The organism is Acidimicrobiales bacterium, from assembly GCA_040219515.1.
Lineage (GTDB): Bacteria > Actinomycetota > Acidimicrobiia > Acidimicrobiales > Aldehydirespiratoraceae > JAJRXC01.
This window is the reverse complement of the sequence record JAVJSI010000005.1, coordinates 119,365-133,860: the sequence shown is the minus strand read 5'-3', so window position 1 is coordinate 133,860 and position 14,496 is coordinate 119,365. Positions and strand designations below refer to the sequence as shown.

Here is a 14,496-nt window from a genome sequence, read left to right as displayed (position 1 = left end):
TCCGAACTCTAGGACGTACGATCATCGTTCCTTCGCCTCCGCGAATCCGGTTCGACCCGATCCCCATCCATGCCTGGAGACCACCCATGAAGAACAACATCGGCCTGTTCATCACGAAGCGCGCGCAACTGTCGCCGGGGGTCGATGCCGTCGTCGACGTCGCCAGCGGCACGCGGCTGAACTATGTCGAACTGAACGAACGCTGCAATCGCGTCGCCAACGGAATGACCGATGCCGGTCTCGAACAGGGCGACCGCGTGGCCACGCTGCTCATGAACGGCCCCGAGTTCGTCGAGACGTTCTTCGGTGTCGCCAAGGTGGGCGGCGTGATCGTCGCCCTCAACTGGCGACTCGTCGCCGACGAATTGTCGTTCATCCTCACCGACGCCGGCGCCACGACCCTCGTGTTCGGCACCGCGTTCAACGAGCTGGTGACCGAACTCGAATCCCGCGGTACCGACGGCACCCAGGTCACCAAGTGGATCCACGTGGGCGATGCCGCCGATCGGCCCGCCTTCGCCGATGGCTACGCGGACATGCTCGCCGGGGCGTCGACCGACGAGCCCGATGTGGTGGCCTGCGACGACGACCTGTTGTTCATCATGTACACCTCGGGCACCACGGGTCTGCCCAAGGGCGTCATGCACTCCCACAAGACGGCGATCTGGTCGGTCATCACCGGCAACGCCACCGCCGACGTGCGCTACGGCGACCGCTACCTGATCTGTCTGCCGCTCTTCCATGTCGGCGCCCTCAACCCGATGCTCGCCACCTTCCACAAGGGCGGCAGCGCGGTGATCATGGCCGAGTTCGATCCGGTGAAGATCTGGGAGGTGTTCCGCGACGAGAAGATCACCGTCACCCTCGCCGTGCCCGCGATGCTCAACTTCATGCTGCTCACCTACGACAAGGAAGCGCACGACATCTCGAAGCTCCGTTGGGTGATGTCGGGGGCCGCGCCGGTGCCGGTCTCGCTCATCGAGACCTACGCGGCGATGGACATCGAGATCCATCAGGTCTACGGGCTCACCGAGACCTGCGGACCCGGCTGCCTCATCTCCCCCGACGACGCGCTTGTTCGGGCCGGCTCCACCGGCAAGGCGTTCTTCCACACCGAGGTGAAGGTGGTCGACGAGAAGGGCGAGGTCTGCGACGCCGACGAGGCCGGCGAGGTCTGGCTCCGGGGTCCGCACATGATGGTGGGCTACTGGAATCGGCCCGAGGCCACCGCCGAGTCGATCACGCCGGAGGGGTGGCTGCGCACCGGCGACATCGCGGTGATGGACGGCGACGGCTTCGTCTACATCCAGGACCGGGTCAAGGACATGATCATCTCGGGTGGCGAGAACGTGTATCCGGCCGAGATCGAGAACGTGCTGATGTCGATGGACGGCGTCACCGAGGCTGCGGTGATCGGCGTCCCCAGCGAGAAGTGGGGCGAGTCGCCGCTCGCGATCGTGGTGCGGTCCGACGAGTCGCTCACCGCTCAGCAGGTGCTCGAGTACTGCGACGGCAAGCTCGCCCGCTTCAAGCTGCCGAAGCTGGTCGAGTTCGCCGATGTGATTCCTCGCAATCCGACTGGCAAAGTGCTCAAGCGCGTCCTGCGCGAACAGTACGAAGGAGTCTCCACCCAGTGAACGACACATCTCGCCGGCTCGAAGGCCATGTCGCAGTGATCACCGGCGGCGGGGGTGGAATCGGCGAGGCCTACTGCCGACGTTTCGTCGACGAAGGCGCCAAGGTCGCGGTGGTCGACATCGGGCGGGAGCAGGGCACCGAGGTCGCCGACGCGCTCGGCGACGACGCGATCTTCGTGCACTGCGACATCGCCGACGAAACATCGGTCGATGACTGCCGCGACGCCGTCCTCGATGCCTTCGGCACCGTCGACACGCTGGTCAACAATGCCGCCCTCTACGGCGAACTCGACCTGGGCGACAACAGCGTCGACTACCTCCGCCACGTCTACGACGTGAACGTGATCGGCCAATGGCTGATGTGTCGCGCCTTCGCTCCCACCATGGTGCGGAAGGGACGCGGCCGCATCATCAACATCGGCTCGATCGCCGGGTATCTCCCCCTTGGCGCGATGGGAGCGCCAGGCGATCCCGAGGCATGGTCCCTGGGCTCGTATTCTTACCAACAGACCAAGTTCGCGGTGCTGGGGCTCACCCGCCAGCTCGCAGGAGAACTCGGCAAATACGGCGTCACCGCCAACACCATCGCCCCCGGACTCGTGATGACACCGGCCACCGACAAGCAGGTGCCCGGCGGCTTCGACCAGGTCTTCGCCGAGATGTCGGCCACGAAGCGCAACAGCCAGGCCGAGGACATGTGTGGACCGGTGGTGTTCCTCGCCAGCGACGAGAGCGCCATGGTCAACGGTCAGGTGATCTGCGTCGACGGCGGCAACGTGATGCCCACGTGAGTCCGGCGACCAGGACCCTCGTCATCGGCGGCACGGGCCCGACGGGCCCACCGATCGTCGCCGGACTCGAGGCACGCGGCCACGACGTCACGATCTGCCACACCGGCGAGCACGAGATCGACGAGGTCATGCACCTCCCCCACATCCATTGCGATGTCCGCGACCACGACGCCCTCGTCGGCGCGATCGGTGGCCAGGACTGGGACGTCGCCGTCGTCACCTACGGCCGGCTCCGCACGATCGCCGAGGTGCTCGAGGGCCGCGTCGGCCATTTCGTCTCCGTCGGCGGTGGGCCGGCGCTGCGCGGCTACTTCGACCCGTGGGCCCACGTCCCGCCCGGGTTGCCCCTGCCCACGCCCGAGACGGCGCCGACCTCGACCGAAGCCGAGGACGGCAAGTCCTACCGCATCGCCCGCACCGAGCAGTACGTGTTCGAGCACCACCCCACGGCCACCCACTTCCGCTACCCCTACGTCTACGGGCCTCGTCAACTCGCGCCCCGTGAGTGGCTGATCGTGAAGCGCATCCTCGACCGCCGCCCGCACATCATCCTCGCCGACGGCGGTCATTCGGCCCACAGCTTCGGCTACACGGAGAACCTCGCCCACGCGATCCACCTCGCCGTCGACCAGCCGGCGGCCGCAGCCGGGCGCATCTTCCATGCGGCCGACGACGAGATCCTCACCGTCCGCCAGGTCGTCGAGATCTGCGCGACGGCACTCGACCACGAGTGGGAGATCGTGTCCATGCCCCCCGAGATCGCGGTGCCGGCCCGCCCGCTGATGATGCAACCGAGCACACACCATCGGGCCTTCGACACGAGCTCTCTTCGCCATGTGTTGGGGTACCGAGATGTCGTCCCGGCTCGCGAGGCGGTGGCCCGCACCGCCCGCTGGCTCGCCGAGAACCCCCATCCTCCCGGCGACATCGTCGAGCGCATCATGGAAGACCCGTTCGACTACGAGAACGAGGACCGACTGATCAGTTGGTGGAAGGAAGCCACGGCGGCGCCGCCCGACCTCGAGTGGACCTCGCCGCCGGGATACGGCCTCTCCTATTCGGGCCCCGGCACGAGCTACGAGCGCGCCGACACCAGGATCTGAATCACTCCGCCCGGCTCGACAAGAACGCGCCCGACAGCACGACCGCGGTGCCGATGACCGCCGCGATCGTCACCGTCTCGTCGCGGAAGATCACCCCCAGCGCGATCGACACGACGGGCACGACATAGGTGATCAGCGACGACCGGACGGGACCGACGCTGCCGGTCAGGTTCGCCGCGAACACGAAGGCCACACCGGTGCCGCCGGCGCCGACGAGCACGCAGGCGACGAGCGAGTCCCACGCAAAGGTCGAATCGGGCACGCCGACGAGCCCGTAGGGAAGGGTGAGAACGGTCGCCACGCCCAGCGCCCGCACTATCACCGGCAAGGAGCCGTGGCGTTTCTGGAGCGGTCCGGCGATGTTGACCGCGATGCCGTAGGAGGTGACGGCCAGCACGACGAGGCCGACCCCGATCGCGTTGGTTCCCGCCGTCGTGGCTTCCGGCACGCCGATCAGCAGGATGCCGACCAGACCGACACCGACGCCGGCCAGCCGACGAGGTCCCGTGGGGGTGTGGAACAGCGACCACGAGATCAGGACCGTGAGCAGCGGCATGGCCGCATTCAGCATCCCGGCCACCGACGAGTCGATCCACTGCTGGGCGATCGGGAACATCGTCAGTGGGAACGCCATCCACGTGACGCCGAGCAGCGCAACCCGGGGGAGATCGTCGCGCGGAATCGGCCGACGGGAACCCGGGAACATGAGCAGGGCGAGCGCGCCGAAGCCGACCCGCAGGAACGTGACCACGCCGGGCTCGAAGGCATCGAGGCCGATCGCCATGAAGAGGAACGATCCGCCCCAGATCGACGCCGCGCCGAGCATGAATCCCCAGTCGCTCGGGGCGAACGGCACCTCGGCGACGCGGGGTTCGATGGTGGTCACCACCGCACGCTAGCGGTGGTCAGAAATTCGACCGCGCGAATTCGTAGAACGCCATGTCGTAGGCGTTGTCCTCGATGATCCGGCGCCGGAACGCGTCGGACACGACCGGCCGTTCGTCGGCGGTGTTCACCCTCTCGACCGGCTGGATGGTCCAGCCCCAGCGGTCGCGCAGAGTGGCCAGGAACGAGTCGAAATCCTCCTGGAAGCCGAGCAGGTCGACCTCGCCGAGCCGCGCCTTCGCCATCTCGAACCGGCGGTCGTCGACGTCGATGTGCTGGGTCCAGGCGTTGATCTCGTCGTCCTCGGTCATCGAGAAGATCTTCGTCTGGTGATCGAGCACCGTCCGCCGGAACACCAGCGGATCGTCGTAGATCTCCTCGAGATCGAGCTCCGGTGCGTTCTGACGCCGGTGCTGGTCGAGCAACGAGACGATCCGGGCCACCGGCTCGCGCAACACCGACAGGGTGATCGCATTCGGCAGGAGGTCGGTGACGAAGTAGGGGAAGTGACCGTGCCAGAGTCGGATCTCGTCGGCTCGCTCGGCCACCGCCGCCCGCAGGCGATCGACCACCCAGTAGTCGACACCGGTCAGGTCGTCGGCCCCCGGATAGATCGTGTCTCTTGGAAAGTTGTTCTTGATGTGATGGTTGAAGGTCATCCCGGCCGTCTTCATCACATGGACGAAGAAGTACGGACGCCCGCCCACTGGTCCTCTGCTCACCGGACCTTCACTCACCGGTCAAGGCCAACCACGGTCCGGCGTCGGCGACCATCGTCGCCATCTCGGTACGGACCCGTTCGACCTTTGCTCTCGTCGACGGGTCGAGTCCGTCGGGCACCTCGGGCGCGGGGCGGCCGGCTGCGAGCTCCTCCAGCGTCCGCGCCGTGAACCGGGCGACTGCGGCGCGTAACTCGACGCCGCCGTACCTCGTCCACAGCGGTTCCCCCTCGAACGTGCCGTCGGTGGCATCGAGCGCGAAGTCGACCTGTGGGGGCGCCAGGTAGTGCGACAGTCCGCCGATGTGCAGGAGCGCATCGTGCTCCTGGTGCACGAGCGAGTGGCCGTCGGCCTGCAGCAGGATGTTGAGCACCTTCGCGGTGTCGTAGGCCATGAAGGCGCGACCCGTGTCCGCCAGCAGCTCCCAGGCCGCAGGCGACATCTCGGATTGGCCGCCGACATGGAAACGGATTCCCCACTTCTCGAAGGTCGCCCGTACGACGTCCTTGCGGTACATCGCCATGTGCGGGCTGCCGAACACGAAACCGTCGTGGGCGTAGAAGTGACGGCCGCCGACGCCGTGCTCGTCGGCGCCGAGGGTGTTGACATCGGTCCAGACCTCGACCCCCGAGGTCACGACGTCCGTGGTCGACATCGCGCGCAGGAAGTCGCCGAGGAACGGATGAGTCGCCTTGATGTCCACGTCGATGAAGCAGAACAGGTCACCGTCGTCGCGAGTGTCGAAGATCGGATCGAGCGCAGTGCCGTGGGGCACCATGCGCTCGACGTCGAGGACGACGGTCTCCACGATCCGATCGCTGGCATCGGCGAAGCGCCGCATCTCCTCCACCGATCCGGGTGTGCAGTTGTTGGCGATGAACCGGTAACGGCACGTCGTCTGATCGAGAAGGCTGAAGACGAAATAGCGGAGATGCCGGTAGACCCCGCCGGTCCACACCAGGTTGAAGACGAGATCTGATTCCAGCACAGTCGCCGAGAGTACCAACCACCCCAGCCGTCGCCATCATGTGGCGACCCGATCAGCCCGGGCGGACCAGCTCCCGACGGGCTGCGGCACACTCGGTGCGGGCATGACACCCCTCGACATGGTCGTTGACCAGCCCCATCGCCTGCATGAAGGCGTAGACGGTCGTGGGCCCCACGAACGACCAACCCCGCTTCTTGAGATCCTTGGCGATGGCCGTCGACGTCGGCGTGGTCGCCGGCACCGGCGCCCCGGGGACTCGATCGCCTTCGATCCCCGTCGGCTCCCAGCTCCAGAAGTACGCGGCCAGCGAGCCACACTCGTCCGTCAACTCGAGCGCCCGGGCGGCGTTGTTGACGGCCGATCGGATCTTTCCCTGGTGACGCACGATTCCCGCGTCGTCGAGCAGTCGCGCGACATCGGCCTCACCGAAAGCCGCCACCGACCTCGGATCGAAGCCCGCGAACGCAGCGCGGAAATTCTCCCGCTTCCGCAGGATCGTGATCCACGACAGACCGGACTGGAAGCCCTCGAGACAGATCTTCTCGAACAGGCGGGTGTCATCGATCACGGGGCGGCCCCATTCGTGATCGTGGTAGGCGACATAGTCGTCGGCCGAGCCGGGCCACCAACAACGGGCGATGCCGTCATCGCCGATCTGCAGCCGATCGCTCACCCCCACACCAGCATCACGCCGAAGACAACGGCGGCGAGCGAGCCGACGAGGCCGACGGCCCCGGTGATGCCGCGCATCGCCGGTGAGGAGGTGAGCGAATGCACCGCAGCGGCCGAACCGGTCGCCGCCACCACGAAGAGCTTGATCGCCAGCGTGACGTGGTACGCCGTGGACCGGTCGCCCACGTCGATCTCCAGGAGGTTCCAGACGCCGGTCACGACGGCCAGGGCGAAGAACGGCCAGGCCACCCGACCGAACCGGTTGGCCACCTGTCGCGGCACGTCCGGACCCAGGGAGCGCAGCAATGGCAGGAGCGCGGCCATGACCACCTGCCCACCCACCCACACGCACGCCGCCAGGATGTGGAGCGAGATCCGAATCGTGTCGAGGTCGAAGTCGTTCACGAGGTCATCGTCGCGCATCCACCGGTAACCGGCCCATGTCAGTCGTCGTCGACCGGACCCAGGCGACGCCCGAGGCGATCGGCACCGGACTCGATGCCGGGCAACTGCACCTCGACCGCACCGGCCTTGGCCGCGGCGAGCTCGATCACGATCGCCTCGACCTCGCGCCAGTCGCGAGCACGGAGCCCGTCGAACTCCCGGTTGTAGAACTGGTCGAACACGATCACGTCGTTGCCTGCGGCGCGTAGCTGCTCGACATTGTGGGGCGCGTCGTCGATGTAGCAGTCGGCTTCGATCTCGGGTTTCGCGCCCAGGAAGCAGATGTCGCGATACGGCACGCGATTCGTGTCGAGCCAGGACACGGTGTCGGCGACCGCCGCCGCGTGACCCCAGTTCACGTAGAGGCGATGCGTGACGATACGGATCCAGATGCCGGCATCGGAGAGCCGCCACAGCGCGTCGGCGGCGCCCTCGAAGGCCGGCAGTGTGGCGAGCATGCGGACCTCGGTCACTGCGTGCTGATGCAGGCGGTTGAAGTCGTCGCCACTCAGACCCCATTCGCGAAAGTCCCACGAGCGATCCTCGGGGAGCGAGGAGGGGTCGACGCCCCGGTCGGCAGCAACGACCTCGCGGAACCCGGCGGTGTAATCGGCGACCACGCCGTCGAGGTCGACACCGAAGACAAAGGGCTTCGCCATCCCCCGAGCGTGCCACATCACGGGCTGGAGATGGCACAGTGGCCCGATGGGCAGATTGCGACTGGGTATCGATCTCGACGGCGTGGTGGCGGACTTCAACCATGGTTGGACCACCCGCTACAACCGGGATTTCCCCGAACTCCTCGCTCGGGACCTCACCGCCGCCGATGTCGTCGAGTGGGATGCGCCCACCGTTCTCAGCCACTTCGCGAGCATGTCGGAGTTCTGGCGATGGGCCGAGACCTGTGCGGAGGGCCGCAGCATCTTCCACGGACTCGAGCCATATGACGGTGCGATCGACGCACTCGATGCTCTCCGGCGTGCGGGCCATCATCTGGTGATCCTGACGACGAAGCCCTACTTCTCGGTGCACGACACCTATGACTGGCTGGCCCGCCATCGGGTGCCGTCGACCGAGATCCACATCCTCGACGACAAGACCCAGGTCGCCTGCGACGTGTACCTCGACGACGCCGACCACAACCTCGAGGCGCTCGCTGCGTCGCATCCGGACGCCCTCGTCTGCCGCTATGTCCGGCCGTGGAATCGGGCCCACGCCGCAGCGGTCGACGTCCACGACTGGGACGACTTCACCGCCGCGGTCGCAGAGTTCACACTCCCGTAGCGTGGCCGGCGGCGCACGAGGCGGTGGGACTGACTACCTTGTTTCGAACACAAATCCCTGGAGGGACGACATGCACAAGAACCTGATGCGCATCCTTGCGCTGCTACTCGGTTTCGCACTCTTCGCCGCTGCGTGCGGCGACGACGACGCGGGCGACACGGCCGACGGCGACACGGCGGACTGGCCCGAGAAGATCACCTTCGGCTTCGTTCCCAGCCAGGATCAGGCGACGCTGCAGGACAACATCGATCCGTTCATCACGGTGCTGGAGGACGCACTCGGTATCGAGGTCGAAGGCGTGGTCACCACCGACTACACCGGTCTCGTCACCTCGATGGGCACCGACCAGACCGACCTCGGCGCCTTCGGCCCGTTCGGCTACACGCTGGGCAAGGACCAGTTCGGCAACATCGAGCCCCTGATCCAGTCCGTGCGCTTCGGGTCGGCCACGTACCACGGCCAGTGGTTCACCAACGACTCTTCGATCTGTGAGGAAGGCACCCTCAACGAGGGCACCGCACTCGAGAACGTCGACGGCGAGATCGTCCAGGTTCCGGCCCTCGAAGCCGTGGCACTGCAGGTCGGCGTCGAGTTCGGTGACGACGGCCCGCAGGCCGGCAAGGTCAACGAGAATGGCGACGAGATCGGCCCCGGCTGGAGCTGCATCGCCGACCTCTCGGTCGTCGAAGGCGGCACCGTGGCCTTCACCACGGAGACCTCGACTTCGGGCTACCTGTTCCCGGCCCTCGAGCTGACCAACCTCGGCATCGACCCCGCCACGGGCATCACCCCGGTCTTCACCGGCGGCCACGACGCCGCCGTCACCGCGGTCTACGACGGCAGCGCCGACTTCGGCCTGTCCTTCGATGACGCCCGCAGCACCATCGAGGACGTGAGCCCCGACGTGGGTGAGAAGGTCATCGTCTTCTCGATCACCGACGAGATCCCCAACGACGTGGTCGCCGTTCGCACCGACCTTCCGGAGTCGCTGAAGGACGCCATCTACACGGCGATCGAGGACTACCTCGCCACCGACGAGGGCGAAGCGGTGTTCGACGAGATCTACAGCTGGACCGACATCGCGCCGGCAAACGACGCCGACTTCGACATCGTCCGTGAGGCCGCAACGGCGCTCGGCATCACCGAACCGCCCGAGTGACCCCTTCGGCGGCATCGTCCGTCAGTACGTGAAGGTCACCGGCTGCGGTCCGCTTCGGCGGTCGCAGCCGGTGTCGCTTCCGCCCCCAGACACCGTCAACCCACCGCCCAGGCAGGCTCCGACATGATCGAACTCCACGACGTCTCCGTCACCTACCGGGGTGGAGTCAAGGCCCTGCGCAACATCGACCTCACCATCGAGAACGGTGAGTTCGTCGTGGTCGTCGGACTCTCCGGCGCGGGAAAGTCCACCCTGCTGAGGGTGCTCAACGGGCTGGTCCCCGCCACGGCCGGATCGGCCAAGATCGACGGCATCGAGGTCGTCGGCGCCACCGGAGCCGCGCTGCGCGACGTCCGATCACGCATCGGCATGATCTTCCAGACCTTCAACCTCGCCGAGCGCACCACCGTCCTCAACAATGTGCTCATGGGGCGGCTCAGCAACGTGCCGGCCTGGCGTTCCACCCTCGGCCTGTGGCCGGCCGCCGAGCGCGAGATCGCTCTCGAGGCCCTCGAACGGGTCGGCATCGTCGAGAAGGCCTATGTCCGAGCCTCGAACCTCTCCGGCGGCCAGCAACAACGCGTCGGCATCGCCCGGGCGCTCGCCCAGCAGCCAACGCTCATGCTCGCCGACGAACCGGTTGCGGCCCTCGACCCGGTCACCAGTCGCCAGGTGATGGGCGATCTCGCCCGGATCAACACCGAGCTCGGCATCACCACGCTGATCAACCTCCACTACCTCGATCTCGCCCAGGAGTACGGTCGGCGACTCATCGGCCTTCGTGCCGGCGAGCTCGTCTTCGACGGCAACATCGCCGACGTCGACGACGACACCTTCCGCGAGATCTACGGCCGTTCCATCACCGCCGGCGACATCCTCGCCGACAACGACGCGTGAGCGTTCCGACAGCACCCTCGACGAGCCAACGGCCGGCCACACCGCGGCGCCACCCCTTCGTCTACCTGGGCGCGGCTGCGATCATCGGCTGGACCGTGTTCGCGGCCCGCCAGGTCGGCTTTCGCTGGTCGACCTTCATCGACGTGTGGACGAACCCGCTGTGGGAGAAGTTCTGGCCGATTCCATGGGAGTGGGTCCTCGACCGAGCCAACGTGATCGACCCATTGATCGAGACGTTCCAGATTGCCATTGTCGCCACCGTGATCGGCTGTGGCCTCGCACTCCCGGCCGCATTCGCCATGAGCCGGCTCACGACCCCCAACGCGCCGACCTACTGGGTCAGCCGCATCGTGATGAACGTCGTGCGGGCGGTGCCCGACCTGTTCTGGGCAAAGATCCTCGTCACCGCGGTGGGCATCGGCGCCTTCGCCGGCGCCTGGGCGCTCTCGATCTTCTCGTTCGCGGTGATCGTCAAGCTGTTCTCCGAGACCGTCGACGGGGCCGACCCCGGCCCGCTCGAGGCGGCGCGGGCGGCCGGTGCCCGTCATGTGCCGGCCGTGCGCACCGGTGTGCTCCCGACCGTCCTCCCCTCCTACGTGGCGTATTCGCTCTACGTGTTCGAACTCAACATCCGAGCCTCGATCGTGCTCGGGCTCGTCGGCGCCGGCGGCGTCGGCCGGGTGGTCGAGGTGCAGCGCAGCTCCTTCAACTTCGACCGGCTGCTCGGCATCCTCGTCCTCGTCTTCGTCGTCGTGTTCGTCATCGAACAGATCAGCGTGGCCCTGCGCCGGAGGCTCGTCTGATGACGGCCACCCTCGAGCGTCCGACGCGTCCGGCCCGACCGTCCGGGCCCCGCCTCGCCCGCCTCGGCCTGTTCGTCGCCATCGTCCTCGCCTTCGTCTGGGGATTCTCCGGGCTCGGGGCCTCGGCGGAACGACTCCGCACCGCGCCGGGCGACGCCTGGGAGATCGTGCGGCTCATGTGGCCTCCCGACTTCGCCACGGAGATCGATCGGGGCGTGATCGGCAAGGTGCTCGAATCGGTGTACATCGCGTGGGTTGGCACGGTCATCGCGGCGACGCTCTCGCTACCACTGGCGTTCCTCGCGTCGAACAACATCTCGCCCGCCGTCGTCCGCCACCCGATCCGTCAACTCTTCAACGCCATCCGCGCCATCCCGGAATTGATCGTGGCGATGGTGCTGATCGCCGTGGCCGGGCTCGGACCATGGGCCGGCGCCCTTGCGATCGGACTCCATTCGATCGGCACCCTCGGCAAGCTCTCCAGCGAGGAGATCGAGTCGGCCAACCACGGCCCCGTCGAGGCCGTCGAGGCGGCCGGCGGCACATGGATCTCCAAGGTCCGCTGGGGGGTCCTTCCCCAGGTGATGCCGCAGATCACCAGCTATTGGCTCTTCCGCTTCGAGATCAATGTGCGCGCATCCGCCGTACTCGGCGTGATCGGCGCCGGCGGGGTGGGCTCCGAGCTCGTCGCCCAGCTCAACTTCCGCAACTTCCCCGAGGTCGGCGCCGTTCTCATCATGACGATCGCCGTCGTCGTGTCCATCGACACCGTCTCCTCGTCGATCCGACGCCGCATCATCTCCGGTGGACGAGGCGACGACCCGTCTCGACTCAGCGTGCTGTTCGGTGATCTCGTAGGTCGACCCGCCGGGCGTCCGTCTCGGCCGCAGCACTGACCAACCGTCCGCCCGAAAGGCCCCACATGTACCGCGACACCCGAAGCTTCGCCATGATCGTTTCGCCATTCGACGGCGCCGGAGACCTCGATGAAGCGGCATTCACCCGTCAATCGGAGATCCTCAGGGATGCCGGCGTCGGCATCATCGTCGGCAGCTACGGCACCGGCGAGGGCCGCATGCTCACCAGGGACGAGCTACGACGGATGTACCGGCTCGCAGTGACGACCGCCGGCGGCACCGTCCCCGTCGTCGCGGCCGGGCTCGGCCTCAGCGCCACCGGCACCGTCATCGAACTCGCCAACGAGGCCCACGACCTCGGCGTGTCAGCCGTGCAGATCCACCCGCCGCTCGGCGGACCGGTCACGGTCACCCCGACGGCCGGCGAGATCTCCCGTTTCTACGACGATGTCCTCGCGGAGGTCACCGGACCGGTCGTGTTGAGCAACGAGGTGATGATGGTGGCCTACGCAATCGACGCCGCGTTGATGGCGGACCTCGTCACCCGCCATTCGCAGGTGGTCGCGGTGAACTGGACCGACGCCAACCCCGGGCCGCTCGTCGACCTCATGCAACGAGTCGATGCGTCGGCCATCGCCGTCTACGTGGGGCTGACCGCCCAGCTACCGCTTGCGCTGTCCCTGGGCGCGGTGGGCGGTGTCAGTTTCGAGCAGAACATCATTCCGCGCACCTGCGCGGCGATCCCCGCCGCCTTCGCGGCCGGCGACCTCGACGCGATGGCCGCGGCGCTGACGCGGGTCCTACGACTCAACATCGTTCTTGCCGGCAGGCACATGACGCCTCGTTCGACCAAAGCGGCCATGAGCCTGCTCGGCTGCGACAGCATGAACATGCGCCCGCCGTTCCAGGCGCTCGGCGACGCCGAACACGCCGAGATCGCCGAGGTTCTCCGAGAGCTGGGGATCGAGAACACCGAGGGGTGACGCGCTGGCCGCGCCACCCTCGACGGATTCAGACGGCTCGCTGGGTCAGGGCCAGGCCGTTGGTGCGCATGATCTTCTCGGTCTCCTCGGAGTTGAACTCGTGGAGGTCGTCGATGAAGTCGGTCGGTTCCGGGAGACCCTCGGCGTGGGGCCAGTCGGATCCGAACAGCATGTGGTCGGCACCGATCTTGTCGCGGAGGTCGACGAGGTCGTCCTCGTAGTACGGCGACACCCAGACCTGACGGCGGAAGACGTCCATCGGGTCCTCGGCGAACATGTGCTTCTGCTGCTTGTAGGTCTTCTCGAACTTCTTGACCAGCGGCTGCACCCACTCCGAGCCGGTCTCGATCGTGGCGACCCGGATGTTGGTGTGCTCGCTGAGCACGTTCTCGGCGATCAGCGAGGCCAGCGCGTCGCTGATCGGCGAGTAGGTCAGAAGCGACTTGAACGCGTTCTGACGGAACGCCTCGAACTCGTCGGTCATGCCCCAGTAGTCGCTGAGGAACTCGTAGCCGGCGTCGCCGGAATGCATGGCGAGGGTGATGCCGTACTGGTTCATCTTCTTCCAGAACGGATCGTGGGCCGGATGGCCGAGGGAGCGGCGGCCGCCGTTGCCGTCGGGCACCGACGACGGCCGCATGTTGACGACGCGAACGTCGCGCTCGATCATCCAGTCGAGTTGGTCGAGTGCCCAGTCGACATCGGCGAGGGTGATGTAGCCGGCGGTGAAGATGCGGTCCTTGTAGTTGAGGCCCCAGTCCTCGTCGAGCCACTTGTTGAACCCGTCGAATGCGGTGAGCATCGCCTCGACATCGTGTTCGAGCGACGACTCCATGCCGACACCCAGGGTCGGGAACATGAAGCACGACTCGAGGTTCTGGCGGTCCATCACCTCGAGGCGCTTGTCACGGTCGCGGTACTCGTCGGGAATCGGCACGAGCTCGCCGAATGCCTCGACGATGTTGTCCCTGGCGACCTTGCCGCGGAAGTAGTCGTCGAGACAGCCGGGCCGGGCCACGGGATCGAACGTCGGGTTGGGGATGAAGCGGTTGATCTTGCCGCCCACGAGCAGTCGCTTGCGACCGTTGACCTCGGCCCATTGCATGCACCGCTTGTGCATCTTCGGGTCGACATGGCGGATGAACGCGTCCTCCGCCTCGTAGTAGTGGTTGTCGGCGTCGAACGCCTTGTAGTCGAGAGCAGCCATGACTCGACTCTACGACCGTCGCCTGCCCAACACGAAACGGGCGAACCGAGCCCCGGCGGCGCGCTCG

At 66.8% G+C, this 14,496-nt stretch carries 16 protein-coding genes; 9 read left to right on the top strand and 7 right to left on the bottom strand.

The annotated features are described in order from the left end of the window. The first annotated feature begins 86 nt into the window (after positions 1-86). Genes RIB98_03130 through RIB98_03120 form a run of 3 tightly spaced genes read left to right on the top strand, consistent with a single transcriptional unit; the run spans position 87 to position 3,531 of the window. A complete protein-coding gene (locus RIB98_03130; GenBank protein MEQ8839948.1) occupies positions 87-1,637 on the top strand; it encodes a long-chain-fatty-acid--CoA ligase in 1,551 nt (516 codons plus the stop codon). Next, positions 1,634-2,428, top strand: coding sequence for an SDR family oxidoreductase (locus RIB98_03125; protein ID MEQ8839947.1), 795 nt, complete (start codon positions 1,634-1,636; stop codon positions 2,426-2,428). The genes RIB98_03130 and RIB98_03125 overlap by 4 nt, the downstream gene beginning before the upstream one ends. Further along, entirely contained in the window at positions 2,425-3,531 is a 1,107-nt protein-coding gene (locus tag RIB98_03120; GenBank protein MEQ8839946.1) for a hypothetical protein, read from the top strand. Before RIB98_03125 ends, RIB98_03120 begins: the two co-directional genes overlap by 4 nt. A 1-nt stretch (position 3,532) precedes the next feature. Here the strand turns inward: RIB98_03120 and RIB98_03115 are convergent, their stop codons facing one another. Genes RIB98_03115 through RIB98_03090 form a run of 6 tightly spaced genes read right to left on the bottom strand, consistent with a single transcriptional unit; the run spans position 3,533 to position 7,898 of the window. Next, positions 3,533-4,417, bottom strand: a complete 885-nt coding sequence (locus RIB98_03115; protein MEQ8839945.1) for a DMT family transporter — start codon at positions 4,415-4,417, stop codon at positions 3,533-3,535. 19 nt (positions 4,418-4,436) lie between these two features. After that, complete coding sequence (locus RIB98_03110) at positions 4,437-5,138, bottom strand: hypothetical protein (GenBank protein MEQ8839944.1); 702 nt, start codon at positions 5,136-5,138, stop codon at positions 4,437-4,439. 7 nt (positions 5,139-5,145) lie between these two features. Continuing rightward, positions 5,146-6,123: a hypothetical protein gene (locus RIB98_03105; protein ID MEQ8839943.1), complete on the bottom strand. Its 978-nt coding sequence runs from the start codon at positions 6,121-6,123 to the stop codon at positions 5,146-5,148. Positions 6,124-6,175: 52 nt separating this feature from the next. Then, positions 6,176-6,796 carry a DNA-3-methyladenine glycosylase I gene (locus tag RIB98_03100; GenBank protein ID MEQ8839942.1) on the bottom strand — a complete coding sequence of 207 codons (621 nt, stop codon included), beginning with the start codon at positions 6,794-6,796 and terminating at the stop codon, positions 6,176-6,178. Continuing rightward, the gene (locus tag RIB98_03095) at positions 6,793-7,200 is read right to left on the bottom strand and encodes a hypothetical protein (GenBank protein MEQ8839941.1); all 408 of its coding nucleotides are present in this window, start codon (positions 7,198-7,200) and stop codon (positions 6,793-6,795) included. Before RIB98_03095 ends, RIB98_03100 begins: the two co-directional genes overlap by 4 nt. 38 nt (positions 7,201-7,238) lie before the next feature. Next, positions 7,239-7,898 carry a hypothetical protein gene (locus tag RIB98_03090; GenBank protein MEQ8839940.1) on the bottom strand — a complete coding sequence of 220 codons (660 nt, stop codon included), beginning with the start codon at positions 7,896-7,898 and terminating at the stop codon, positions 7,239-7,241. A gap of 46 nt (positions 7,899-7,944) precedes the next feature. Between RIB98_03090 and RIB98_03085 the strand changes: the two genes are divergently transcribed. The 6 genes from RIB98_03085 (at position 7,945) to RIB98_03060 (ending at position 13,222) form a co-directional block, all read left to right on the top strand. Further along, positions 7,945-8,523: a hypothetical protein gene (locus RIB98_03085; GenBank protein MEQ8839939.1), complete on the top strand. Its 579-nt coding sequence runs from the start codon at positions 7,945-7,947 to the stop codon at positions 8,521-8,523. 70 nt (positions 8,524-8,593) lie between these two features. Next, entirely contained in the window at positions 8,594-9,682 is a 1,089-nt protein-coding gene (locus RIB98_03080) for a phosphate/phosphite/phosphonate ABC transporter substrate-binding protein (GenBank protein MEQ8839938.1), read from the top strand. A 123-nt stretch (positions 9,683-9,805) separates the two neighbouring features. Further along, positions 9,806-10,579 carry a phosphonate ABC transporter ATP-binding protein gene (gene phnC, locus RIB98_03075; protein ID MEQ8839937.1) on the top strand — a complete coding sequence of 258 codons (774 nt, stop codon included), beginning with the start codon at positions 9,806-9,808 and terminating at the stop codon, positions 10,577-10,579. Continuing rightward, entirely contained in the window at positions 10,576-11,382 is an 807-nt protein-coding gene (phnE, locus tag RIB98_03070; GenBank protein ID MEQ8839936.1) for a phosphonate ABC transporter, permease protein PhnE, read from the top strand. The genes phnC and phnE (RIB98_03070) overlap by 4 nt, the downstream gene beginning before the upstream one ends. Next, entirely contained in the window at positions 11,382-12,278 is an 897-nt protein-coding gene (gene phnE, locus RIB98_03065; protein MEQ8839935.1) for a phosphonate ABC transporter, permease protein PhnE, read from the top strand. The genes phnE (RIB98_03070) and phnE (RIB98_03065) overlap by 1 nt, the downstream gene beginning before the upstream one ends. Before the next feature lie 53 nt (positions 12,279-12,331). Beyond that, positions 12,332-13,222 carry a dihydrodipicolinate synthase family protein gene (locus tag RIB98_03060; GenBank protein MEQ8839934.1) on the top strand — a complete coding sequence of 297 codons (891 nt, stop codon included), beginning with the start codon at positions 12,332-12,334 and terminating at the stop codon, positions 13,220-13,222. 28 nt (positions 13,223-13,250) lie between these two features. Here the strand turns inward: RIB98_03060 and RIB98_03055 are convergent, their stop codons facing one another. Continuing rightward, the gene (locus tag RIB98_03055; protein ID MEQ8839933.1) at positions 13,251-14,429 is read right to left on the bottom strand and encodes an amidohydrolase family protein; all 1,179 of its coding nucleotides are present in this window, start codon (positions 14,427-14,429) and stop codon (positions 13,251-13,253) included. Between the last annotated feature and the right edge of the window lie 67 nt (positions 14,430-14,496).